At 67.7% G+C, this 16,109-nt stretch carries 18 protein-coding genes; 8 read left to right on the forward strand and 10 right to left on the reverse strand.

Going from position 1 to position 16,109, the window contains the following annotated elements; genetic code table 11:
- Window positions 1-19 precede the first annotated feature (19 nt).
- Both soxR and OG976_RS08200 read left to right on the forward strand, forming a co-directional pair.
- Window positions 20-451, forward strand: coding sequence for a redox-sensitive transcriptional activator SoxR (gene soxR / locus OG976_RS08195; protein ID WP_328360368.1), 432 nt, complete (start codon window positions 20-22; stop codon window positions 449-451).
- A gap of 34 nt (window positions 452-485) precedes the next feature.
- Window positions 486-1,079 (forward strand): alpha-ketoglutarate-dependent dioxygenase AlkB, encoded by a 594-nt coding sequence (locus OG976_RS08200; RefSeq protein WP_328360371.1) that lies wholly within the window; start codon window positions 486-488, stop codon window positions 1,077-1,079.
- A 3-nt stretch (window positions 1,080-1,082) separates the two neighbouring features.
- Here the strand turns inward: OG976_RS08200 and OG976_RS08205 are convergent, their stop codons facing one another.
- Both OG976_RS08205 and OG976_RS08210 read right to left on the reverse strand, forming a co-directional pair.
- Entirely contained in the window at window positions 1,083-1,739 is a 657-nt protein-coding gene (locus tag OG976_RS08205; RefSeq protein ID WP_328360374.1) for a DUF5642 family protein, read from the reverse strand.
- A 29-nt stretch (window positions 1,740-1,768) separates the two neighbouring features.
- On the reverse strand, window positions 1,769-2,422 hold the full coding sequence (locus OG976_RS08210; protein ID WP_328360377.1) for a DUF5642 family protein: 654 nt from the start codon (window positions 2,420-2,422) through the stop codon (window positions 1,769-1,771).
- Between the two features lie 62 nt (window positions 2,423-2,484).
- On the opposite strand from OG976_RS08210, the gene OG976_RS08215 reads away from it, so the two are divergent.
- The gene (locus tag OG976_RS08215; protein ID WP_328360380.1) at window positions 2,485-3,453 is read left to right on the forward strand and encodes a linear amide C-N hydrolase; all 969 of its coding nucleotides are present in this window, start codon (window positions 2,485-2,487) and stop codon (window positions 3,451-3,453) included.
- On the opposite strand, the gene OG976_RS08220 is transcribed toward OG976_RS08215, so the two are convergent.
- Window positions 3,450-3,926: a TspO/MBR family protein gene (locus OG976_RS08220; RefSeq protein ID WP_328360383.1), complete on the reverse strand. Its 477-nt coding sequence runs from the start codon at window positions 3,924-3,926 to the stop codon at window positions 3,450-3,452. The two genes, OG976_RS08215 and OG976_RS08220, sit on opposite strands and share 4 nt — an antisense overlap.
- Window positions 3,927-3,966: 40 nt before the next feature.
- Window positions 3,967-5,253: a PE-PPE domain-containing protein gene (locus OG976_RS08225; RefSeq protein WP_328360386.1), complete on the reverse strand. Its 1,287-nt coding sequence runs from the start codon at window positions 5,251-5,253 to the stop codon at window positions 3,967-3,969.
- Between the two features lie 427 nt (window positions 5,254-5,680).
- On the opposite strand from OG976_RS08225, the gene OG976_RS08230 reads away from it, so the two are divergent.
- From OG976_RS08230 to OG976_RS08245, 4 genes are all read left to right on the forward strand, one after another.
- Complete coding sequence (locus OG976_RS08230) at window positions 5,681-6,385, forward strand: LpqN/LpqT family lipoprotein (protein WP_328360388.1); 705 nt, start codon at window positions 5,681-5,683, stop codon at window positions 6,383-6,385.
- Between the two features lie 73 nt (window positions 6,386-6,458).
- Entirely contained in the window at window positions 6,459-6,830 is a 372-nt protein-coding gene (locus OG976_RS08235) for a hypothetical protein (protein ID WP_328360391.1), read from the forward strand.
- Window positions 6,830-7,732 (forward strand): hypothetical protein, encoded by a 903-nt coding sequence (locus OG976_RS08240; protein WP_328360394.1) that lies wholly within the window; start codon window positions 6,830-6,832, stop codon window positions 7,730-7,732. Before OG976_RS08235 ends, OG976_RS08240 begins: the two co-directional genes overlap by 1 nt.
- Before the next feature lie 76 nt (window positions 7,733-7,808).
- Window positions 7,809-9,131, forward strand: a complete 1,323-nt coding sequence (locus tag OG976_RS08245) for an HNH endonuclease signature motif containing protein (protein ID WP_328360397.1) — start codon at window positions 7,809-7,811, stop codon at window positions 9,129-9,131.
- Here the strand turns inward: OG976_RS08245 and OG976_RS08250 are convergent.
- Both OG976_RS08250 and OG976_RS08255 read right to left on the reverse strand, forming a co-directional pair.
- Window positions 9,128-9,949: a shikimate 5-dehydrogenase gene (locus OG976_RS08250; protein ID WP_328360400.1), complete on the reverse strand. Its 822-nt coding sequence runs from the start codon at window positions 9,947-9,949 to the stop codon at window positions 9,128-9,130. The two genes, OG976_RS08245 and OG976_RS08250, sit on opposite strands and share 4 nt — an antisense overlap.
- Window position 9,950: 1 nt before the next feature.
- Window positions 9,951-10,958 (reverse strand): GNAT family N-acetyltransferase, encoded by a 1,008-nt coding sequence (locus OG976_RS08255; protein ID WP_328363279.1) that lies wholly within the window; start codon window positions 10,956-10,958, stop codon window positions 9,951-9,953.
- Between the two features lie 167 nt (window positions 10,959-11,125).
- Here OG976_RS08255 and OG976_RS08260 point away from each other — a divergent pair, with 167 nt between their 5' ends.
- Window positions 11,126-12,643, forward strand: a complete 1,518-nt coding sequence (locus tag OG976_RS08260; RefSeq protein WP_328360402.1) for a cellulase family glycosylhydrolase — start codon at window positions 11,126-11,128, stop codon at window positions 12,641-12,643.
- A 2-nt stretch (window positions 12,644-12,645) separates the two neighbouring features.
- Here OG976_RS08260 and OG976_RS08265 read toward each other — a convergent pair whose 3' ends face one another.
- Genes OG976_RS08265 through OG976_RS08280 form a run of 4 tightly spaced genes read right to left on the reverse strand, consistent with a single transcriptional unit; the run spans window position 12,646 to window position 16,095 of the window.
- Entirely contained in the window at window positions 12,646-13,473 is an 828-nt protein-coding gene (locus tag OG976_RS08265; protein WP_442930512.1) for an SDR family NAD(P)-dependent oxidoreductase, read from the reverse strand.
- A 29-nt stretch (window positions 13,474-13,502) separates the two neighbouring features.
- Window positions 13,503-14,519, reverse strand: a complete 1,017-nt coding sequence (locus OG976_RS08270) for an NAD(P)/FAD-dependent oxidoreductase (RefSeq protein ID WP_328360406.1) — start codon at window positions 14,517-14,519, stop codon at window positions 13,503-13,505.
- Window positions 14,516-15,025, reverse strand: a complete 510-nt coding sequence (locus OG976_RS08275) for an isoprenylcysteine carboxyl methyltransferase family protein (RefSeq protein WP_328360409.1) — start codon at window positions 15,023-15,025, stop codon at window positions 14,516-14,518. Before OG976_RS08275 ends, OG976_RS08270 begins: the two co-directional genes overlap by 4 nt.
- Window positions 15,025-16,095 (reverse strand): type III polyketide synthase, encoded by a 1,071-nt coding sequence (locus OG976_RS08280; protein WP_328360412.1) that lies wholly within the window; start codon window positions 16,093-16,095, stop codon window positions 15,025-15,027. The genes OG976_RS08275 and OG976_RS08280 overlap by 1 nt, the downstream gene beginning before the upstream one ends.
- Window positions 16,096-16,109: the final 14 nt, after the last annotated feature.

The raw sequence follows: 16,109 nt of genomic DNA on the forward strand, positions 1-16,109 counted from the left end.
CCTCAACTATCGTTGAGCTGTGACCGAGCAGGAGCTGACGCCCGGCGAGCTGGCCGGCCGGGCCGGCGTGGCGATCTCGGCACTGCACTTCTACGAGCGCGAAGGGCTGATCCGCAGCCGTCGAACCTCGGGCAATCAACGCCGCTATACCCGCGAGACCCTGCGCCGGGTGGCCTTCATCAGAATGTCTCAGCGGCTGGGCATTCCGCTGGCCCGGGTGCGCGAGGCACTGGCGACACTGCCGACCGACCGGGTACCGACCAGCCGGGACTGGGCCCGCCTGTCGGCGGGCTGGCGGGCCGACCTCGACGAGCGGATCGGGCACCTACAACGTCTGCGCGACAACCTGGCCGACTGCATCGGATGTGGCTGCCTGAGCCTGCGCAGCTGTGCGCTGTCCAACCCGGAGGACGTGTTGGCCGCCGACGGTCCGGGGGCGGCCAAGCTCTAGCGTTTTCGAACAGACGTGCGATAGCCTTGGGGGCGTGTCTGTGTCTGTTCAGGGCGCCTTGTTCGAGCACAGCCAGCGCCGCGACCTCGGCGCCGGCGCGTGGCTTGACGCCCGCTCGTCGTGGGTGGACGACGACACCCTGTTCGAGCATCTGCTGACGTCGGTGCCGTGGCGGGCCGAACGCAGGCAGATGTACGACCGCGTGCTCGACGTGCCGCGGCTGGTCAGCTTCCACGACCTCACCGCCGCACCCCCACCGCATCCGGCGATCACCCGCCTGCGTCGCCGGCTCAACGACATCTACGCCCGCGAACTCGGCGAACCGTTCACCACCGCGGGGTTGTGCCTGTATCGCGACGGTTCGGACAGCGTCGCCTGGCACGGGGACACCGTGGGCCGCAGTAGCTCCGAGGACACCATGGTCGCGATCGTCAGCCTCGGCGCAACCCGGGTGTTCGCCCTGCGCCCACGCGGCGGGGGCCCCTCCCTGCGGCTGCCGCAGCATCATGGCGACCTGCTGGTGATGGGTGGTTCGTGTCAGCGCACCTGGGAGCACGCCGTGCCCAAGACCGCACTGCCGAAGGGTCCCCGGATCAGCATCCAGTTCCGGCCGCGCGACGTGCGCTGACCCTCAGCCACGAATGGCGTTGACGCCGGCGACCAGCAGATCGCCCGCGCGCTTGGTGTCCACCGGCGCGACCGGCTTGTCCGGCAGCACCAGCGGGTTGGCGGTGACGATCACCTGGTAGTCGCCGAAGTGGGCGGAGTAGTTGTACACCTCGCCGGTGCGGGGCTGGTTGTTGATGACGGTCTGCAGCACCCGGTGCACACCGAGGGTCTGTACGCCGTTGATCGCGGGAGCGTCGACGGCCTCGACGGTCCCGCGCAGTGCACCCCCGCTGAACGACACCTTCTTGCAGTCGGCCCCCGGTTCGGTCACCGGCACCGGCTCGTTGGTCTCGACGGCGATAATGATGAAGCGGTTGCCCTGGCCTTCGGCCGACACCGCCGCCATATTGCCCTTGGTGCCCGGCGGCACCAGTTGCCCGGTGGCAAACGTCGCGCACCCGGGCGGATCGAACTTCAGACCGTCGGGCAGTTTCTGGCCGGCGAGCAGTTTGGGGTCGATACCCGTCTTGGGTACATCGGTGACTTTGAACTCGGGGCCGAAGCCGGACTTCAGGTTCGACACCTTGGCGATGTCGGCGCCCTGCGGGCCGCCACCGGATCCACATGCGGTCAACAGTGCGGCGCACACCACGGCGACCACGGCTCTCGGGTTCGACATCGCCGCCAATGTACCCAACGGGGCGGTGCTCAGCCGCGCAAGGCGGTCACGGTTTGGGCCAGCAGGTCGTCGACGAACCGGGTGTCCAGCGGCGGGTGCGACGACCCCGGATCGGTGACGAGCGTGACGATGACGACGTAGCCGTCGAGGTAGGCCTGCGCGGTCGACGCCTGCCCGTTGGTTTCGGAGCCGGACTCGACGACGGTGCGGGTGGCGGTCGTCATCGCCACCGTGTCGGCGCCGTCGACGCGCGGCGGTTCGGCCAGCGTCACCGTCCCGCTGGTGTGGGCGAAGGTCATGGTCCACTGGCCGCAGTCGTCGAGCAGCCCGCCGGCAGGTGCGCCGGCCGCGGCGACGACGACGTAGACCGTCCCGCCGCGCCCGGACGCCGAGTACCCGCGTGCGCCGGCATCGGCCGCGGCCGGGTCGGCCAGCGTCGCGCACGGCGCCGGGTCGGCGGTGAAGCCCGGTCCGAAACCCCACTGCCCGGCGATGCTGACCGGCGCGACGACGTCGGCGATCTCGTAGTCGGGGGGCAACAGCGGGCGGACCCGTTTGATGTTGGCGGGATCGACGGCCCGCGACACCGACGGACTCGGCGTGGTCGACGGCGTGGTCGACGGGTGGCTCGCGCACGAGGTCAGCCCGAGCACCAGGCCTACGCCGAGGGTCAGCCGCCTCACGCCGTCTTGATACCACTGTTCGTTTCGCCGGTGGGCGCGCCTCGCGGGCATACCCTGTCGGCATGTGCACTCGCGTCTTGTGGAACACCAACGATCTCGCCGTCCTGACCGGCCGGACCATGGACTGGCCGGAGTCGACGCAGCCGTTGCTCGTCGGCTTTCCCCGCGGCCGGGAACGCAGCGGGATCGCACCCGCCGGCCTGATCGACGACCCGAACCCGCTGCGCTGGACCAGCCGCTACTCGAGTCTGGTGACGACGATCTACGGCATGGGCACCGTGGACGGCGTCAACGAGGCGGGCCTGGCCGGTCACGGCCTGTACCTGGAGGCCACCGACTTCGGTGTGCGGGACCCGCAGAAACCCGCGCTGCAGGCCGGACTGTGGTTGCAGTACCTGCTGGATCAGGCCGCCACCGTGGCCGAGGCGCTGGTGTTGATGGAGGACTTCCAACTGGTCCAGGTCGAGGTCCGCGGCCACCAGGCGAACCTTCATGTCGCACTGGAGGACACCGGCGGCGATTCGGCGATCATCGAGTTCGCGCAGGGCCGCCCGGTGATCCACCACGGCAGGCAGTTCACCTTGATGACGAACGACCCTACCTATGACGAGCAATTGAAACTTCTTGGTGCCCAGGATTTTTCGCATCCGAGCCGGGAGATGCCGCTGCCCGGAAACGTCAACGCCGTCGACCGGTTCCAGCGCGCCGCCTACTACTCGGCGCTGCTGCCCAAGCCGAACTCGGAGCGCGAGGCGATCGCGGGCGTCATGGCGATCATGCGCAACGTCTCCGTTCCGTTCGGTGCCCCGTACGCCGAATTCGGCGTCTACAACACCGAGTACCGCACGGTCACCGATCTGACCAACCGGATGTACTTCTTCGAACTGACCACCAGCCCGAGCATCATCTGGACCGACTTCGGCCGGCTCAAGCTCGACGAGGCAACCGGTTCGGTGGCCGTCGACCCGTACGACGACTCGCTCGTCGGTGATGTCACCGACCACTTCCGCCCGGTCGAGTTGCCGTTCTAGCGGTTACGCCGCCAGATCTCGAAGGACAGCAGTGTCGCGAACGAGCACCACAGCGGGTAGGGCGCCAGCGCGGCCCCCAGCTTGGGATCGGCAGCGCCGGCCCGCCGCGCCAGGTCGGCGCTGCTGATCGCCAGCGCGCCCGCGCCGAGCACCGCAGGCCCGAGCTTGCGCTTGCCGAAGAACACCCAGCTCCAGCCGGCATTGAGGACCAGGTTCGCCCCCAACGCGCCGATGTACGCATTGGCTTTCGAATCCTGGCTGTCGGCACGCAACCGGTCGATGGTCGCGGCGGAGGTCACGGCGATATCGGCATACAACGTCGTCCACGCGATCGGGAACGCCACGTTGGGCGGGTTGAAGGGTGGCTTACGCAGGGTCGGGTACCAGGTCTCCACGCCTTTACGGCTGGAGATGCTGCCCACGACTGCTGCCGCGGCGGTGGCAAGGGCTGTTCCCACGATCGTCTTACGCATTCCGCCAACGTACCCGAGGCCGCGGTGGCTTAATCCGTCCTCAGGCACGCCCCCGGTGCCCGCCGACGGTGCGCCGCGGTGCGTTCGTCGTCGCCGAGGACTCCGGTCGCGAAGTGGCGCGGCTCGCCGAAGGACGCGGTTTGGTCCGGGCGGTGGCCTTCGGTCGCACCGATGGCGGCCGCGGGTTCGACGACGGCGGGACGGCGCCGGCCGGTGCGGTCGACGGGGCCGTCGGTCCCCCGACACCGAACATGCCCGGATGGGCGGTGCCGAAGGGGCGGCCGAAGCCGGCTTCCTGCAGCCCGTCGTCCAGACCCGTCGGGATGGCGGCGAGAAGGTTGCGAAAGCCGGTGACCGGATCCGCCAAGACGCTCGGTTGCATGGGGGTGGGCACACCGGGATTGGTGGCCCGGTCGTAGGCCCATTCGACGATGACCCGCAGCGGGGCGTCGAGCACAGCCAGGATCGGTGCGGGTACACCGAGCTGCTGCAGCGGCATGAGCAGCGGCAGCAGGTGCGTCGGGGCCATGTAGTAGCTCGTGTCGCCGGTAGTGCCCTGATACATCGAATCGGTGACAGGCGCGTCGTAGAAGAGATGCAGATAGGCGATGCCGAGAAGCGCGTTGAGGTCGGCCACGAGGTTGAGCTGGCGCACCGGAGCGTCGGCCCATCCGTCGTACTGGCGCGCGATATCGGCAGTCGGGAAACGGCAGTTCGTGCCGTCGGAATCGCAGGAGTCGGTCGGGGACGCGCCGTCGAAGGTGATGCCCAGTTGCGAGATGTACGAGCCGTTGAAGCGTTGCAGGAAACCGCCATTGGGGCGGTTCGGATTGCCGATCACCACGAACGACACGTGCAACGGGGCGCCGTTGGAGTCGACGAGGGGAAGCCAGCTGCCGTCGGCATTGCGGTAGGTGTCGATGAGGTCGCGCTTGGCGATGCTGGCGATCCGGGCGCTCTGGGAGTATCCGAACGCCACATAGTCCGACGTCAGTTCTGGGGCATTGTCGAAGTAATGGCCCTTGCACGACAACCGTCCCTGCAGGCAGTTCGACAGGTTGGCCACCCCCGCGGCCACCGAGGCGTCGAAACCCAGCGTGCCGTAGAGGGGCCAGAACTCCTCCGGCGTCGCAAGCGCGACCACGTTGTACCCACCTGGGTCGGTGGCGCCTCCCCTGGTGCCGCCGGTCGGAGCGACGAACAAGTCCATGGCTTGGTTGATGATGCCGGCGACCACGGGGGCGGGTTCGGCGAGTGGATAGGACACCAACTGGCCGAGCGGATTCTGCGACGAGCCGCCGAGCGTGGAACTGACCAAAGGATGCATCGTCCCGCCCATTATCAGCGCGGTAGTGGCCGTCAAATGAACGCCTATTGCGAACGGCGACAACAGAAAGTAACCGGCTAACGCGATCGTTGCTACTGCAGCCGTCGAGAGTCGGGGAAGACCGAAACGCACAGCGCTCCTTTGCCCTATGCGTAACACCTGCTGGTGGCTTCGCCTGACCCACCGCCGCGACCCGCGTTACGTCTGCATCTTCGCAGCCCATCTGCATCGTGCTCCAACCGCGGTCGGGCCGGGCAAAATCGGCCCTATTAACCAGCCGCGTGTCGCGAACGTCAGATTCTGCCGACTTCTCCTGCGTATCAATTCCGCGGGATTCGAGTGGCAAAACGTTTCCTGAGCACTAAGCTCCCTATCGAATTCGGTCGCTGCCAGCGGTCGGCCCAGGAAATAAGGAGACGTTCGTCCGATGCAGAAAATCACGGCGGTTGCGACAGCCGGGCTGGCCGCCATTTCATTGAGTGTCGCGCTCGTTGGCTGCGGCTCGAAGACCGAGACCAAGCCGGCGACGTCCACGTCGACGTCGACGTCCACCTCGACGGCGACGTCCACCAGCACCAAGGCATCACCGAGCCCGGCCGAGTCGACCGGCAAGAACCAGACCATCCAGGATTACCTGAAGGAGAACCAGATTCAGGAGACGGCGGTTCACCGCGGCGATCCGGGTTCCCCGACCATCGACTTGCCGTTCCCGACCGACTGGTCGGATGCCGGCCCCCAGACCCCGGAGTGGGCCTACGGCGCCATCGTCTACGACAAGCCGGAAACGCCGGACGATCCGCCGAGCATCATCGCGATCGTGTCCAAGCTGACCGGCAACGTCGACCCCGCGAAGATCCTTGAACTCGCGCCGGGCGAGCTGAAGAACCTCCCCGACTACGAGCCCCTCGGTGACGACAACAAGAGCACGCTGAGCGGGTTCGACGCGGTGCAGCTCGGCGGCAACTACGTCAAGGACGGCAAGAAGCGCATCATCGCGCAGAAGACCGTCGTGATTCCGACCGCCGACGGCCTCTTCGTTCTGCAGTTGAATGCCGATGCCCTCGACGGGCAAGAGGGTGTCCTGATGGACGCCACCAGCGTGATCGACGAGAAGACGACGATCACTCCCTGATCGGAGTTCGCGGCGGCCGGCACAAGAGCGCCGGCCGCCGCGGTCCCGGTCTCCGGGTTCCGGGAGGCTTGAGATGAGTTCTGCACAACCGCCGTATCCCGACGAGCCGGCAGCCCCGGCCCGCGGACTGACCCGCGAAGAGCGGGGACCCGACGTGAGTCAGGCTCAGGCGGAGGCCGAAGCCGAGACCTCAGCGGGCAAGCGTCTACTGAAGTCGATGAGCCCCCGCCTCGTCTGGTCCATGGCCGACGGCTATCCGGTGGTCCTCAAGCAGTTCATTCAGTTCTGTCTGATCCTGATCTATCCGGCGTGGGTCTTCGCCGTCCTGGCCGGGGCGGCCATCTACTACCCGGTGTACGGGGTACTGTGGGTTGTCTTCTCTCCGATTCGGTTGTGGATGAAGAAGAATCGGCCGGAGGAGTACGCCGCGAGCCAGAGGAAGTAGTGGGTCTGTTCAGCCGCGATAAGGCACTCGAGATCAGCGTCACCCCCGCAGTCGTTGTCCCGCGCCAGACCGTGACGGCGGCGATCACGGGTTCGGCCGACAAAGTCCGCTCGGCCAAGGTCGACTGGGGTTACACGAACTTCTTCCGGTATCACTGGGCGGGCCATGCCGATTCGGCGGCGGCCCAGGTGAACGACGACCTGTGGCTCGCCGGCCAGGTGGGTACCAACTACGGCGGCGATCGTGACACCGACGAGTGGGTGAGCGTCGTAGTGGTCGACGTCCCCATCGCGGCGGGCGAATTCACCGGTGGTTCTTACGATTTCAGGATTCCATCGTGGGCGCCGCCCTCGTCTGAGGAGATCGCCCGCTGGTCGTGCCGGTTGAGCGTCGACCGCGAGGGCCGCGACGTTGCGACGCGTGGTGATTTCACCGTCGTCGTTCGCCCGGAGGACGCCTACGCCGGGGACGAGCCCACCGAGCGCTACTCCGGAGCGGCCGAGACGGTGATCGACATCGCGTTGTCGTCTGCGATCTATGCCGCCGGCGAGATGGTGCGGGGGCAGCTCACGTTGACGCCGACGATCGACCTGCCCGACGGCGATCTCAGGGTGCGCTGGCAGCGTCACCGCGAGTCGCATCCGTTGACTCGAAACCCTTGTGCGACAGGCCCTGTCGACGGGCCGGCAGTCAAGTTGGGCAAGGGCATTCCGCTGCGTGCAGGAAGTCCGCTGACCGTACCGTTCGAGTTTCCGCTGCCTGCCGATGCGGCACCGACGGCCGCCGCGGTGCACTCGTCGATGTCGTGGGCGATCGCCGCGGAGTTGTTCTACGCCGGGTTCACCGGCCACCTGGCCGAGCGGGTGCGCAAGACGATCGTCGTGGTGAACGCGCCGCTGTAATCCACAGTCCCGGGTTCGTCCCCAGGGTGGGTTCGGGGGCCGGTTCTTGTCGGTGGGTCGGGGTAGCGTTTCGAACATGAGTTCGATCGTTGAGGCGCTGGACGCACTCGATGCAGCGGTCGAACTGCTGGGCGCGACCGATATCGAGGAACGGCCCGCCCATCAACGCTTCGCGGTCCTCGAACGGCTGGAAACCTCGCTGCGCCGCCAGGTGGCGATCTCCCATGAGCAGATCACTCATCTGGAGCAGTACGAGGGCTGCCCGCCGGTGCACATTGTGTTGGCCGATGTGCTGCGGATCAGCCGTCGCGAGGCCAAACGCCGCATCCGTGACGCCGAGCACCTGGCCCCACGGTTGGCGCTGACCGGCCAACCGCTGGCCCCGCTGTTGCCGGCCACCGCCAAGGCCTGGGATGCCGGGCTGCTCGACGGCGAGCATGTCCGGGTCATCCAGAAGTTCTTCCGCGAACTACCCGACCACGTCGCACCGGCCGAGATCATCAGAGCCGAGCGCTCCTTGGCCGAGCACGCCCAACATCTGCGACCCGACCAGCTGGAGAAGATCGCCGCCCGGCTGGCCACCCACCTCAACCCCGACGGCACCTTCTCCGATGTCGACCGGGCCCGCAAACGCCGCTTCGTATGGTGCGGCGGACAACGCCCCGACGGGATGAGCATCGGCAAGCTCACCGCCACCCCGGAACTGCGCGCCATGCTCGATGCCCTGTTCGCCAAACTCGCCGCCCCCGGCATGTGCACCCCCGACAGCACCGACGCCGAGCGCGACGCACGCGGGCACGGCCAACGCCAGCACGACGCCCTCGTCGACCTGACCCGACGCCACCTCGGCGATCCGAAGCTCGGCCAGCACAACGGGCTTCCCGTCACCGTCATCGTCACCACCACCCTGCAGGACCTGCAGGCCGCATCCGGACACGGAGTCACCGCCGGCGGCACCCTGCTCCCCATGACCGATGTCATCCGGCTGGCATCCCATGCCTACAACTACCTGGCCGTCTTCGACGGTGTCACCGGCACGTCACTGTGGCTGGGCCGCACCAAACGCCTCGCCTCAGCAGAGCAGCGAATCATGCTGTTGTCCAAGGAGCGTGGCTGCACCGCACCCGGATGCACCGTGCGCGGCTACGACTGCCAAGTCCACCACGCGGTGCGCGACTGGAAAGACGGCGGCACCACCGACATCGACGACCTCACCCTGGCCTGCAAACGCGACAACCTGCACGCCGAAAACGACGGCTGGGACACCCGAAAACTCCCCAACGGGCAAACCGAATGGATCCCGCCACCCAACGTTCCACTCATCGGCGGCACCAACACCTACCACCACCCCGAACGGCTACTACCCCGCGACGACGAAGACGAAGCCCAACCGCCCTAAGCCCTGCTGAACTCCGAGGCGGCCGCCACCTGCTCAGCGGACGGACGAATACCGGTGTAGCGCTCGAACTGTTCGGCGGCCTGCAGCGCGATCACCTCCGCGCCGGTGATCACCTGCTTGCCCGCCGCCCGCGCGGCCACGATCAGCGGCGTCTCCGACGGCAACGCCACGACATCGAAAACTGTGTGCGCCGAATCGATCACGTCGTCGTCGAAAGCAGGCTCACGGGCCTCCGGGCCGCCGGACATGCCGATCGGTGTGACGTTCACAATCACCGCCGCCCGCAGGTCCCCGACCTCGGGGCGCCAGTCGTAGCCCAGTCGCTCGGCAAGTTCGGGCCCTGTCTGATCGTTGCGGGCCACGATCGTACCTGCGCCGAAACCGCCGTCCCGGAACGCCGTTGCCACCGCGCTGGCCATCCCACCACTGCCGCGGATCAGCACCCGCTGCCCTGGGTCCAGACCGTAGGAGTCGATCAGCCGCTGCACCGCGATGTAGTCGGTGTTGCTCGCGGTGAGCACGCCGTCGTCGTTGACGATCGTATTGACCGCGGTGATGGCGCGCGCCGACTCTTCGACGTGGTCGACCAGTGCCAGCACGTCCTGCTTGAAGGGCATCGACACCGAGCACCCCCGGATGCCCAGAGCACGCACACCCCCGACCGCGGCCGCGATATCGGTTGTGGTGCAAGCCTTGTAGAGGAAGTCCAGGCCCAGTTGGTCGTAGAGGTAGTTGTGGAACCGGGTGCCGATATTGCTCGGGCGGGCAGCCAGCGAAATGCACATCCGGGTGTCCTTGTTCAGCGCTGGCCTGTCCACCTCAGCTCACCGCCTGGATCACCTGGCGGGCAACATCGCGAATCTCGAGCGCCAGCGCCGGATCGATCTGCAGCGCATCGAGTTTCGGCACATCGAACACGGTGGTCACCACGCCCGGCTCGTCGCGCTCCCAGTGCGCGCCGAAGCGATCCAGGATCGTGCGCATCGGCAGGTTGTCGGACAGCACCCGCGCCGAGAACCGCTTGACTCCCCCGACGTGTGCGGCGATGGTCAGCGCATCCATCAGGAAATTGCCGATACCCCTGCCCTGGTAGGCATCACCGACGATGAACGCGATCTCGGCGCTCGACATGTCGCCCTCGTCGCGGACGAATCGCACGTCGGCGACCACCGGACCGTCCACCCCGTCGACCAGAACCCACACGAAGTGGTCCACATAGTCCACCTGGAACAGATAGTTCATCAGCGCCACACTCGGCGCGCGCATGGACATGAACCGGCGGTAGAGCGTCTCCGACGAGAACTCGACCGGCCCGTGCGAGGTGCGCACGCTGTCCCCGGGCAGGACGGGACGCAGGACCAATTCGGTGCCGTCCTTGAGGACCACCGGGACCGGCGAGACGAACGCCGCCAACCGCTGCCGCGCGGTGCGCACCATCCGTTCGGTGATCCCCGGCAACTCGGCCATGACCGCGAAGGCCACGTCGTCACCGATATAACCGACCAGTGGTTCGGTGGTGACGACCGTCGCCGTGCGTGGTTTGTCGCGCAGCAGCGCGATTTCGCCGACGATGGCCCCTGCCGACACCTCGCCGAGGATCACCACCCCGTCCTCGCCGACGTGGCGCACCTCCGCCTTGCCGGACTGGATTAACAGGAACGACACCGCCTGCTCGCCCTGGCGCATCAGCACCCGGTCGGCCGGTGCCTGCAAGGGACGCAGAAGAGCGGCCAGCACCTGCAAGTCCGACGCCGGGCAGCCGTCGAACACGTCCATCTCGGCCAGCGCCTCAGCGCGCAGTGCGATCACCTCGGCTGTGGCGCCCAACGCCGACGCCAGGCCGCGATCGCCGCCCTCCGCCGTCATGCGACCTCCATAGTCATTGCCACCGAGGGTACCCAGGGCCACGAAACACCAGGGGGTGTTTCACCGCACAGCCCACCGGCCGGCATTACTGTCAGATCGACGAAAAGCAATGGCAGGGGGGAGTTGCGATGTCCGTTCGCTTCACGCGAGCCGTGAGCACCGGCACAGCGATCGTGGTGAGCGCCGCGGCTCTCATACCCTGCGCGCTCGCCCCGAGTGCCGGACCGCTGCCCCACGGCCCGGTTCAGGTCCCGGTCGTGCTCACCGCCGCGATCGCCGACTCGTCGACGACACTGGGCATCTCCGACCCGAACCTGTTCAACCTGTCGGCGGCGGATATCGCCAAGACCCTGGATGAGCTGAAAGCGCTGGGCGTCACCGACATCCGGATCGCCGTGCCCTGGGCCGGTGTGCAGCCCTACAACGCCACCGACTACGACTGGTCGAGGGTCGACGCGGTGGTGGAGGCGGCCACCGCCCGCGATATGGGCATCCTCGGCGTGATCAACGGCACCCCGGCGTGGGCCGGCTCCCTGCTCGTCGGCCACCCCGATCCCGCCGTCTACGCCGACTTCGCCGCGGCCGTCGCATCCCGCTACCAGGGCAAGATCTCTGCCTACGAGGTCTGGAACGAACCCAACGGCGTCACCTTCTGGTCTCCCCCGGACCCGCAGTCCTACACCGAGCTCCTCAAAGCCGCCTATCCCGCGATCAAGGCCGCCGACCCGGACGCCCAGGTGATCGCCGGCGTCCTCGGCGCGGTGGGTACCCTGCCGGGCGTCACGCTCAGCCCGGTCACCTTCGTCGCGCAGATGTACGCCGACGGCGCGCACGGGTACTTCGACGCGCTGTCCTACCACCCCTACCAGTACACGACGCCGTTCTCCCTGGGCACGGTCACCGACTCGCCGCTGCTGCAGACCGAGGCCATCCGGGCATTGATGGCCGCCGCCGGAGACGGAACGCTGAAACTGTGGGCTACCGAGTACGGCCTACCCACCACCTGGGGTATATCGCAGACCCAGCAGGCGGCCTTCATCCACGATTTCGTGGTGGCCTGGCAGCAGGTCGAGGGCGCGGGCCCGATGTTCATCCACACCACCCGAGACACCGCCACCGGAGCGTTCGGCGCGGAGGACAACTTCGGCATCTTCACGACAAACTGGACCGAGAAGCCCGCCGTCGACACCATCGCGGCACTGATCGCCGACCTGGCCGACGGCACGGTCAGCCCGTTCGACGTCACGCCGTACCTGCCGCAGAACGCCTTCCTGCAAGCCCTCGGTATCTTCGCCGGTCAGCTCATCGAGCAGTTGCTGGTCGTCCCCAAACTCGTCGTCCAGATCGTCACCGACCTGGTCAAGTCGGTGATCAAGGTGCTCACCGGGCAGAATTCCGCGGCAGCCGCGGCGACGGTCCGCTCGACGACCGTCAGTAGCGCCGCCGAGCCGACCCCCACGGAATCGACGGGACGCTCGGCCCGTAAAGTCGCCAGACCCGCTGCGGCACAAGCACTCCGGTCGGATGTCGCGACCCCCACGCCGGCTGCCTCGGCGCGAAAGCACGCGACGGCCGCCAAGAGCACCGACAGTCCCCGTACGACCAAGCGCAGCGGTCAGGGAGCAACCGGCCGCTCCGGGCGCTGAGGCTAGAGGTGCTTGGATCGGTTGACGAACCGTCCGGCTCGGGGTGAAAACATCCATCCGCCACCGGCTTTGGTTCCGCCGTCGACCGGGATATTGTGCCCGGTGACGAACGCCGACTGCTCGGATGCCAGGAACAGCGCGACCCGGGCCTGATCGGCCGGCCGACCCACCCGCCCCACCGGCGCCCACGACTGCCAGAGATGCTCGGCGTCGGAGTACCCGGTCAGATAATCCACCTGCGGTGTCTGGGTGAGATCGGTACCGATGCCGTTGACCCGCACACCATAGCGCCCGACGTCGACCGCAAGGCACGTAGTGAAGTGTGCAACAGCAGCTTTCATCGCTCCGTACACCGGATCGCGGGGGAATCCGCGCATACCTTCGACGGAGTGGATGTTGACGATGCTGCCCGCGTGCGCCGCGATCATCGCCGGCAGGAAAGCCCGGGTCACCGCGAAGACGTGACGAAGGTTGATGTCGTACATCTGCTGCCAGGTGTCCGGCGTGGACTCCTCGAACGCCACCAGCGGGCGGTAGTCCCCGACATTGTTGACCAGCACGTCGACACGCCCGTGCGCGGCGAGTACCGCGTCGGCCAGGCCGGTGACGGCGTCGTCGTCGGTGACGTCGACGACATGGCTGCGGATCGCGCCGTCAGCCGCGATCTGCGCGGCGCGATCCCGGTCGATCTCGGCGACCTCCACCGTCGCGCCGTGCTCTGCGAACAGCGTCGCGACCGCCGCGCCGATACCCGCCCCGCCACCGGTGACCACCGCAACCCGGCCGTCCAGCAGGCGATTCCAGTCCGCGATGGGCGGTACGCCGGGCATCTCGCTCATAGCGGCGCAGCCTACGCCGGTCAGTACGCCAGCTGGTTGACAATCCCGGCGAACACCGACGGCAGTGCAACGGCCGCGGGCACGATGCGCGATCGCACCGGCTTGAACTCACTGGCATGCAGCAGACCGGCCGTCAACACGCGGTAGCGCCGCGACATGTGCCGCCACTGGCGGTCGTAGTCCTGCGGCCGGTCGGCCACCACACAGTTGGCCAGCAGCTCGGCCCCGCCGAAGGCGATCCCCAGACCTTCACCGGTCAGCGCGTCGACGTAGCCGGCCGCGTCACCGACCAGCATGACCCGGCCGGATCGCCTGGCTGAAACCCGTTGCTGCAGAGGGCCCGCGGCGCGGTCTCGGCCGTGCGCCAGGCTGCCCACCCGGTCCCGCAGGCTGGGGAACTCGGCCAGGTGGTCCTCGAACGAACCCTGCCGTGAGGTCAGGATCGCGATGCCGACGCAGTCGTCGGCGACCGGAGTGACATACGCTTCGGCACCCTCACCCCAGTAGACCTCGACGGTGTCGCTCCACGGCGCGGTGTGGACATGTCGCCGCACACCCCACCGCCGCGGGCCACGGCTGGGCCGGGACAGGCCCAGGGCCCGGCGGATCGGTGAGTGCAGCCCGTCGGCAGCGGCCAGGTAGCGGGCGCGGAACTCACCGCAGTACACAGCGTCGGCGTCCTGGCGCACCGCACCGATGTCGCCGGTGACCACCCGCACACCAGCGGCCGACACGGCGTCACGCAGCGCGCTGTGCAGCGCGGTGCGCCGCACACCCAGACCGGAACCGGACTTGAACGGTGCCTCGATACGCCGGCGTGTGTCGAGGTAGGCGATACCCCGAAAGGGCTTGCCGTGCACCGCAACACCCAACTTCGCCAGTTGTCCGACGGTGTGGGGCATCAGACCCTCGCCGCAGGCTTTGTCGATGACGCCGGGACGGCGTTCGACGACGGTGACAGCCAGACCGGCCTGAGCGGCATACAGGGCGGTGGCCAGTCCGGCCGGACCGCCGCCGGCCACCACGAGGTCGATCACGTCAGGCTCGCCAGTGCGGTGTTCTCGGTGTGGATGCGGGTGCGCAGCAGCGCGGCGTTGAGAACGGTGAACACCAGCGCGGTGACCCAGGCGCTGTGCACCAACGGCAGGGCGACACCTTCGGCGACGACGGCCACGTAGTTGGGGTGCGAGAAGTACCGGTACGGGCCGCCGGTGACGCGCGGCGCACCGGGCACCACCACGACCCTGGTGTTCCACTGCGGTCCCAGTGTGGTGATGCACCACCACCGAAGCCCCTGGGCGGCAATCACTATCGCCAGCATCGGCCAGCCGAGTGCGGGCAGGAACGGCCGGTGGGCGACGAGAACCTCCACGAGGCAGCCGAGTAGCAGCCCGGTGTGCAACACCACCATCACCGGGTAGTGGCTCGCACCGAACTCGACTCCGCCGCGCTCGCGGCTCCACGCCAGGTTGCGCCGGGAGACCACCAGCTCGGCGACCCGCTCGAGTGCGACGGCGGCCAGCAGCAGTACGTACCAGGTCATCAATGCCAGCGCAGCAGCAACAGTTCGGAGCAGAACCCCGGGCCCATGGCCATCATGACGCCCGGGCTGCCACTCGGCGGCCTCTTGGCGATGGTGTCGCGCAGGACATGCAGCACCGACGACGAGGACACGTTGCCGATCTCGGCCAGCGAGCGCCAGGTCAGCTCCAGTGCATCCTCGGGCAGGTCGAGACTGGACACGATCGCCTCGATGATCTTCGGGCCGCCGGGATGGCTCACCCACGCACCGATGTCGTCCATCGTATGGCCATGAGCACCAAGGAAATCGGTGACATCGGCGGGCAGGTAGCGCTCGATGGTCTCGGGAAGATCCGCCGACAGCACAAGCTCCAGACCGGATGCGCCGACGTCCCATCCCATGGTGCGCAAGGAATCCGGATACAGATGGCTGCGGGAGTCCAGCACGTCGGGACCCGATGCCCCGATCTCGTCTGCTTTGCGCTCACCGACCGCGACGACCGCCGCCGCGCCGTCGGCGAACAGGGCGCTGCCGACCAGGCTCGCCATCGCGGGCTTGGCGCCCGGGAACGTCAACGAGCACAGTTCCACCGACACCAGCACCGCCACCCCGTCCGGGGTGCCACGCAGATAGTCGTGCATGCGCGCCACACCGGCCGCGCCGGCCACGCAGCCCAGGCCGAAGAGCGGCACCCGCTTCACATCGGGCCGCATCCCCAGCCGGCCGGCGATCCTGGCATCCAGCGACGGCACCACAACGCCGGTCACCGTGGTCGAGATGATCAGGTCGACGTCCTCGGGACGCAGGCCGGCTTCCTCGAGCGCACCGGAGACGGCCGCGGCGCCGAGCTCCACCGCGTGCTCGATGAACAGCGTGTTCGCCTCACCGAAATCGGTCAGCGAGGAATAGCGCTCCAGCGGCAGCACGAAATGCCGGTTGTTGACCTTGGCACTGCGGTGCAGGCTGCGAACGATCTCGTCGAACTCGCTGTACCCAGGGAGTTCCAGGAACGCTTCGGTGATCTCTGCCTGGCTGTAACGAAGGGGAGGGAGTTCGCCGCGGACTCCGGCGATAACAGACTTGGGGGCCATGTCTTAACCACGAT

The sequence above is a fragment of the Mycobacterium sp. NBC_00419 genome (genome assembly GCF_036023875.1).
Classification (GTDB): domain Bacteria; phylum Actinomycetota; class Actinomycetes; order Mycobacteriales; family Mycobacteriaceae; genus Mycobacterium.

What these genes read in the sequence shown, in the direction of transcription:
- OG976_RS08280 (WP_328360412.1), bottom strand. Translation starts at nt 16,095, where the DNA reads ATGGCCCCCAAGTCTGTTATCGCCGGAGTCCGCGGCGAACTCCCTCCC.
- OG976_RS08260 (WP_328360402.1), top strand. Translation starts at nt 11,126, where the DNA reads ATGTCCGTTCGCTTCACGCGAGCCGTGAGCACCGGCACAGCGATCGTG.
- OG976_RS08225 (WP_328360386.1), bottom strand. Translation starts at nt 5,253, where the DNA reads ATGCATCCTTTGGTCAGTTCCACGCTCGGCGGCTCGTCGCAGAATCCG.
- OG976_RS08275 (WP_328360409.1), bottom strand. Translation starts at nt 15,025, where the DNA reads ATGACCTGGTACGTACTGCTGCTGGCCGCCGTCGCACTCGAGCGGGTC.
- OG976_RS08235 (WP_328360391.1), top strand. Translation starts at nt 6,459, where the DNA reads ATGAGTTCTGCACAACCGCCGTATCCCGACGAGCCGGCAGCCCCGGCC.
- OG976_RS08220 (WP_328360383.1), bottom strand. Translation starts at nt 3,926, where the DNA reads ATGCGTAAGACGATCGTGGGAACAGCCCTTGCCACCGCCGCGGCAGCA.
- OG976_RS08215 (WP_328360380.1), top strand. Translation starts at nt 2,485, where the DNA reads ATGTGCACTCGCGTCTTGTGGAACACCAACGATCTCGCCGTCCTGACC.
- OG976_RS08230 (WP_328360388.1), top strand. Translation starts at nt 5,681, where the DNA reads ATGCAGAAAATCACGGCGGTTGCGACAGCCGGGCTGGCCGCCATTTCA.
- OG976_RS08205 (WP_328360374.1), bottom strand. Translation starts at nt 1,739, where the DNA reads ATGTCGAACCCGAGAGCCGTGGTCGCCGTGGTGTGCGCCGCACTGTTG.
- OG976_RS08245 (WP_328360397.1), top strand. Translation starts at nt 7,809, where the DNA reads ATGAGTTCGATCGTTGAGGCGCTGGACGCACTCGATGCAGCGGTCGAA.
- OG976_RS08265 (WP_442930512.1), bottom strand. Translation starts at nt 13,473, where the DNA reads ATGCCCGGCGTACCGCCCATCGCGGACTGGAATCGCCTGCTGGACGGC.